Here is a 5,309-nt window from a genome sequence, read left to right as displayed (position 1 = left end):
GCCGATGCCTGTTCAACTCCGGTTGTCGCTTTTGTTGGTGATAGTGCTCCTGCTTTAGTGGGTTGTACCGAAACTACAATCAGAACATACAGCGTAACGGATGCTTGTGGAAACACGATCAGTGTTACCCAAAACTTAATCAGAACCGTTGACGAAACTGCTCCGACAGCTTCTAACCCTGCTGCCATTACCCTTAACGGTTGCAACGGAACTTTCCCTGCTGCTGATAGTGCTGTAGTGACGGATGAGGCCGATGCCTGTTCAACTCCGGTTGTCGCTTTTGTTGGTGATAGTGCTCCTGCTTTAGTGGGTTGTACCGAAACTACAATCAGAACATACAGCGTAACGGATGCTTGTGGAAACACGATCAGTGTTACCCAAAACTTAATCAGAACCGTTGATACAACTGCTCCGACATTTGTGGAAGCTTTACCTATAAATGTAACAGTACAATGTTCTGCTGTTCCTGCAGCCACTACTTTAACTGCTACGGATACCTGTAGTGGTGTTACAGTAACTTTCACAGAAACTTCTGTTGCCAGAGTTTGCCTAGGTTCTTATACTTTAACTCGTACTTGGACTGCAAAAAATGCTTGTGGACTTACAACTGAACACACACAAACAATTACTGTTCAAGATACCACTGGTCCTATTACAACTACTGAGTTTAGTGCAACTATCGATGTCAATTGTGATGCAATTCCTGTAAAACCAGAACTCGTATTTATTGATAATTGCTCTACAGCAACTTTAATAAAATATACTGAAGAAAAAATTAATGTGGTACAGAGCTCCTATTCAATCGTGAGAAAATGGTCGGTGGCTGATGCTTGTGGAAATACATCCGAATTTACTCAAATCATTAATGTTACCATTACAAATAGTATTGTTACAATAGCCCGTTCGGCCTGTAATGCAGATTCATCAATAATTAATCTAAACGACTTGTTACCAGAAGGTACTCCTTCAAATGGATCTTGGATAACTTTGAATAATATTGGACGCCCACAAGGTAGTAGTAGTAGTACTTTCTCCCCTTTTGGTGTTGCTATTGGTGATTATGTTTTTGAATATAAAATTGATGATGCAACTTGCCCTAGTAGCTTTAAGATAAATATGACTGTAAATGCGGATTGCGGTGGTATTGTATTGGCTTGTGGAACGGTATTAGTTCATAATGCCTTCTCACCAAATGGAGATGGAATCAATGAGAAATTCATAATTGATAATATTGATGATACAGTATGTTATCCAGATAACACAGTTGAAATTTATAACCGATGGGGTGTATTGGTTTTTGAAACTAGTAATTACAATAATACAAGTAAAGCTTTTGATGGTACTTCCCAAGGTAGAGCTACTATTAGTCAGTCGTCCGGTTTACCTACCGGTACCTACTTTTACATCTTGAACTATACCTCTGTCGATGATAATGGAAATATTATAACCAATAAAAAAGACGGATATTTATACCTTACTAAATAATTAAAATTTTATACCTGGGGGCTAAGTCCTCAGGTATAAAAACAATATGAATAACCCTATTTTCTGAATGATAAACAGTAATGAAATTTATCAAACTGACCTGCCGCACTCTTGTAAATGAGTTCGATAGATAATTTAAAATAATAAATATCTACTATGAAAACAAGAATACTATTATTCACTTTGCTGTTTACTGGAGTTGCAAGTTATGCGCAACAGGATGCTCAATTTACTCAATACATGTATAACACAATCAATATTAATCCCGCTTATGCAGGATCTAGAGGTGCTTTAAGTATTTTCGCTTTACATCGTACACAATGGGTTGGACTCGAAGGAGCACCTGTAACTAACGCTGTGTCTATGAATACGCCACTCAACGGAAATAATTTAGGATTGGGGGTATCGATTATAAATGATAAAATTGGACCTACTCATGAGAATACTATCTCGGCTGATTTGTCCTACACCATCCCTACTTCGGAGACTTTTAAACTTTCTTTCGGTGTTAAAGCAACTGCTAATCTATTCGATTTAGATGTAACCCGATTAAATCCTGCGGATGATGACCCTAGCTTGCATGATTTTAATAATAAATTCTCCCCAAATATTGGTGCCGGTGTTTATTTACACTCTCATAAGGCTTATGTCGGGTTTTCTGTACCCAATTTTATTGAATCAAAACGATACGATGATAATGAAGTGGCCATTTTCAAAGAAAAAGTTAATTACTACTTAATTGCCGGATATGTGTTTGATTTGAATAATTCCATAAAATTCAAACCTGCTGTTCTAACCAAAATGGTAAAAGGTGCTCCACTTCAAACGGATGTGTCCGGAAATTTTATGTTCAATGACAAATTTGTGGTGGGACTCGCCTATAGATGGAGTGCTGCGTTAAGTGCTATGGTTGGATTTCAGGTTTCTGAAGGTTTGTATGTAGGATATGGATATGATCTTGAAACGACCAATTTAGACAACTATAATTCCGGTTCACATGAAATTTTCCTGCGCTATGAATTATTCAAAAACAACGACAAAATTACAACCCCGAGATTCTTCTAAAAAACAAGTATTATGAAATCGCCATGATTCAAAATCACAATTGAAAATCATCGAATACCAAAATAAAATGGCATCAATGAGATAAACAATAATGAAGAATGGTGGTACCATATTCCAATAAAAAACAAATATTATCTACATATGAAAAATAATATACTCCTTTACATAACAATAATAAGTATTTTTTCTTTTAACGTTTATTCCCAAAAAACGAAGCTAGCTATAGCTGATAAAAAATATGACAACTATGCCTATGTAGATGCCATAAAAACCTATGAAAGGGTTGCGGAAAAAGGTTATAAATCGGCAGACATGTTTAAAAAATTAGGAAATGCCTATTATTTTAATGCGGAACTGGACAAAGCTGCTAAATGGTATGGTGAATTATTTGCCATGGATGCCACCAATTTAGAGCCAGAATATTATTACCGTTATGCTCAGTCTTTGAAATCTATTGGTCAAAATGATAAGGCCAATGAAATCTTAGAACTATTCAATCAAAAATCAGGAAACGATATTAGAGGAAAACTTTTCAAAAAAAACACCAATTATTTAGAAGCTATAAAAGCCAATTCAGGAAGATACCAAGTGGAAGATGCGGGTGTCAATTCGAAATATTCCGATTATGGAACAGCGCTGTATTCAAACAAAATCGTATTTGCTTCAGCTAGAGATACCGGAAGTTTAGGACAGAGAAAACACACTTGGACCAATCAATATTTCACCAATTTATATTCTGCCGATTTAGGTGATAACATGATTCCTGGTGTTCCACATAAGTTTGATGCAACTATAAATTCGAAGTTTCATGAATCTACTCCTGCCTTTACAAATGATGGAAAAACAATGTATTTTACCAGAAACAATTATCTTGATGGTAAAAAAGGAAAAAATGGAAATCAGATTACTTTAATAAAAATATACAAAGCCAGTTTCGAAAACAACCAGTGGACAAATATAACTGAACTTCCTTTTGACAGTGACAATTACAGTACGGCACATCCTGTTTTAAGTCCAGATGAAAAAACATTATATTTTGCTTCTGATATGCCGGGAACAATAGGCCAATCTGATTTGTTCAAAGTAAAAATAAATGATGATGGTAGTTTTGGTACTCCGGAAAATTTAGGAAATACAATCAATACAGAAGGAAGAGAAACTTTTCCGTTTGTAAATGATGAAAAGGAAATTTATTTTGCTTCCGACGGGCATCCTGGTCTGGGAGGATTGGATGTTTTTATGTCCAAAATAAATGCGGACGGCGCTTTCAGTGAAGTCCAAAATGTAGGTGCAGATGTTAATTCTCCTAAAGATGATTTTGCCTATTTAATTGACACTAAATCAAGAAGAGGTTTTTTTACCTCAAACAGAGACGGTGGTCAAGGTTATGATGATATTTATAAATTTTTAGAAACCAAAAGGCTAATTTGTGAGCAGGAATTATATGGTGAAATAACGGATATAACTACCAAAGAATTACTGCCAAATGCTAAAATCACCTTGTACGACAATCAATTTAATCTGGTGAGTACAACTACTTCTGATGAAAAAGGAAATTATTCTTTTACTGTCGAATGTGGAAAAACCTATAATGTAAGAGCTGAAAAAACAGAGTACACCACCAAAGAACAAAAAATTACTATTGCTACAGAAAATGGGAAAACATATTTACCAATCACATTGGAAAAAGCAAAATGTAAAGTAACCATTGGCGATGACTTGGGTAAATGCTTTGGTATAAAAATGATTTACTTCGACTTTGATAAATCTGATATTAGAACAGAAGCGGCTTTAGATTTAGAAAAAATATTAGATGTTTTGAATCAATATCCAACGATGAAGCTCGATATACGTTCCCATACGGATAGTCGTGGTACTTTCCAATACAATGAAGCCTTATCAGATAGAAGAGCTAAATCTACTATAAACTGGTTAATCAAAAAAGGCGTTGATTCAAGCAGATTGATTGGTAAAGGCTATGGAGAAAATCAACTTGTAAATAAATGTGCAGATAATGTAAAATGTACAGAGGATGAACATCAACTCAACAGACGCAGCGAATTTATAATCACTGCCCTATAGATATATCTTTGATATAGAAAATAGCTTACCTATATCCATAAATAAAATTATAATGAACTAAACCTCGAAAGTAAAACTTTCGAGGTTTTTTAATTTTAAATATAAAACATAATAAAAAAATTAAACGTTTAAATGAATTTAAATTTAACAACCAAAAGCATTTAAGCTAACTCCTTTTTAATAGTGATTTTTCTCTTCCTTAACTTTTTTTTAAAAAAATATTTTAAATTATTAGGATATAACTTCATTTAGAACGAAACAAATGTTAAAGTTTTAAAATCAAAAAATTAATTTTTTTAATTAAAAATTACATTTCAACGAGTATTTAGGTTACTGGTAGAAAAAAAAAATCAATAGTACTAATTCTTTGTAACTTTGATTGTACTAATAGTCTGTTAAATATTATAAAAAAAACGGATAATTACTTTACGAGGAAAAGTTTCTTTAACCCCAAAAAAGAATGCTTTCATCCCTGAAAAAATTTAGCGCTACACCTAAATTTTAGATTTTAATTTTGAAATTATAGATTTACTATTGATTCAAAAAAGTGTTAATTAAAAATTTACAGGTTAAACTACATTTTAAATAGTTTAAAAAACAAAAAAAAGATAATTACCATACGAGGAAAAGATTCTTTGAACCCCAAAAAAAGAAAGCTTTCATCCCTGAAAAAATTT

At 33.5% G+C, this 5,309-nt stretch carries 3 protein-coding genes; all 3 read left to right on the top strand.

Annotated features, from left to right (window positions below; all coding sequences use genetic code 11):
- On the top strand, positions 1-1,485 hold a 1,485-nt coding region (locus FNW38_RS17155), incomplete at its 5' end, for a gliding motility-associated C-terminal domain-containing protein (RefSeq protein WP_144265604.1).
- A gap of 156 nt (positions 1,486-1,641) precedes the next feature.
- Entirely contained in the window at positions 1,642-2,550 is a 909-nt protein-coding gene (locus FNW38_RS17150) for a PorP/SprF family type IX secretion system membrane protein (RefSeq protein ID WP_143388959.1), read from the top strand.
- 141 nt (positions 2,551-2,691) lie between these two features.
- On the top strand, positions 2,692-4,632 hold the full coding sequence (locus tag FNW38_RS17145) for an OmpA family protein (RefSeq protein WP_143388960.1): 1,941 nt from the start codon (positions 2,692-2,694) through the stop codon (positions 4,630-4,632).
- Positions 4,633-5,309 lie beyond the last annotated feature (677 nt).

Origin of the sequence: Flavobacterium gawalongense (genome assembly GCF_007097265.1) — a bacterium.
In the GTDB taxonomy this organism is placed as follows: Bacteria; Bacteroidota; Bacteroidia; order Flavobacteriales; family Flavobacteriaceae; genus Flavobacterium; species Flavobacterium gawalongense.
This window is presented reverse-complemented; position numbering and strand designations above follow the sequence as displayed.

Bases quoted from the DNA above. Each gene is read 5' to 3' on its own strand.
- FNW38_RS17150 (WP_143388959.1), top strand. From the start codon at position 1,642: ATGAAAACAAGAATACTATTATTCACTTTGCTGTTTACTGGAGTTGCA.
- FNW38_RS17145 (WP_143388960.1), top strand. From the start codon at position 2,692: ATGAAAAATAATATACTCCTTTACATAACAATAATAAGTATTTTTTCT.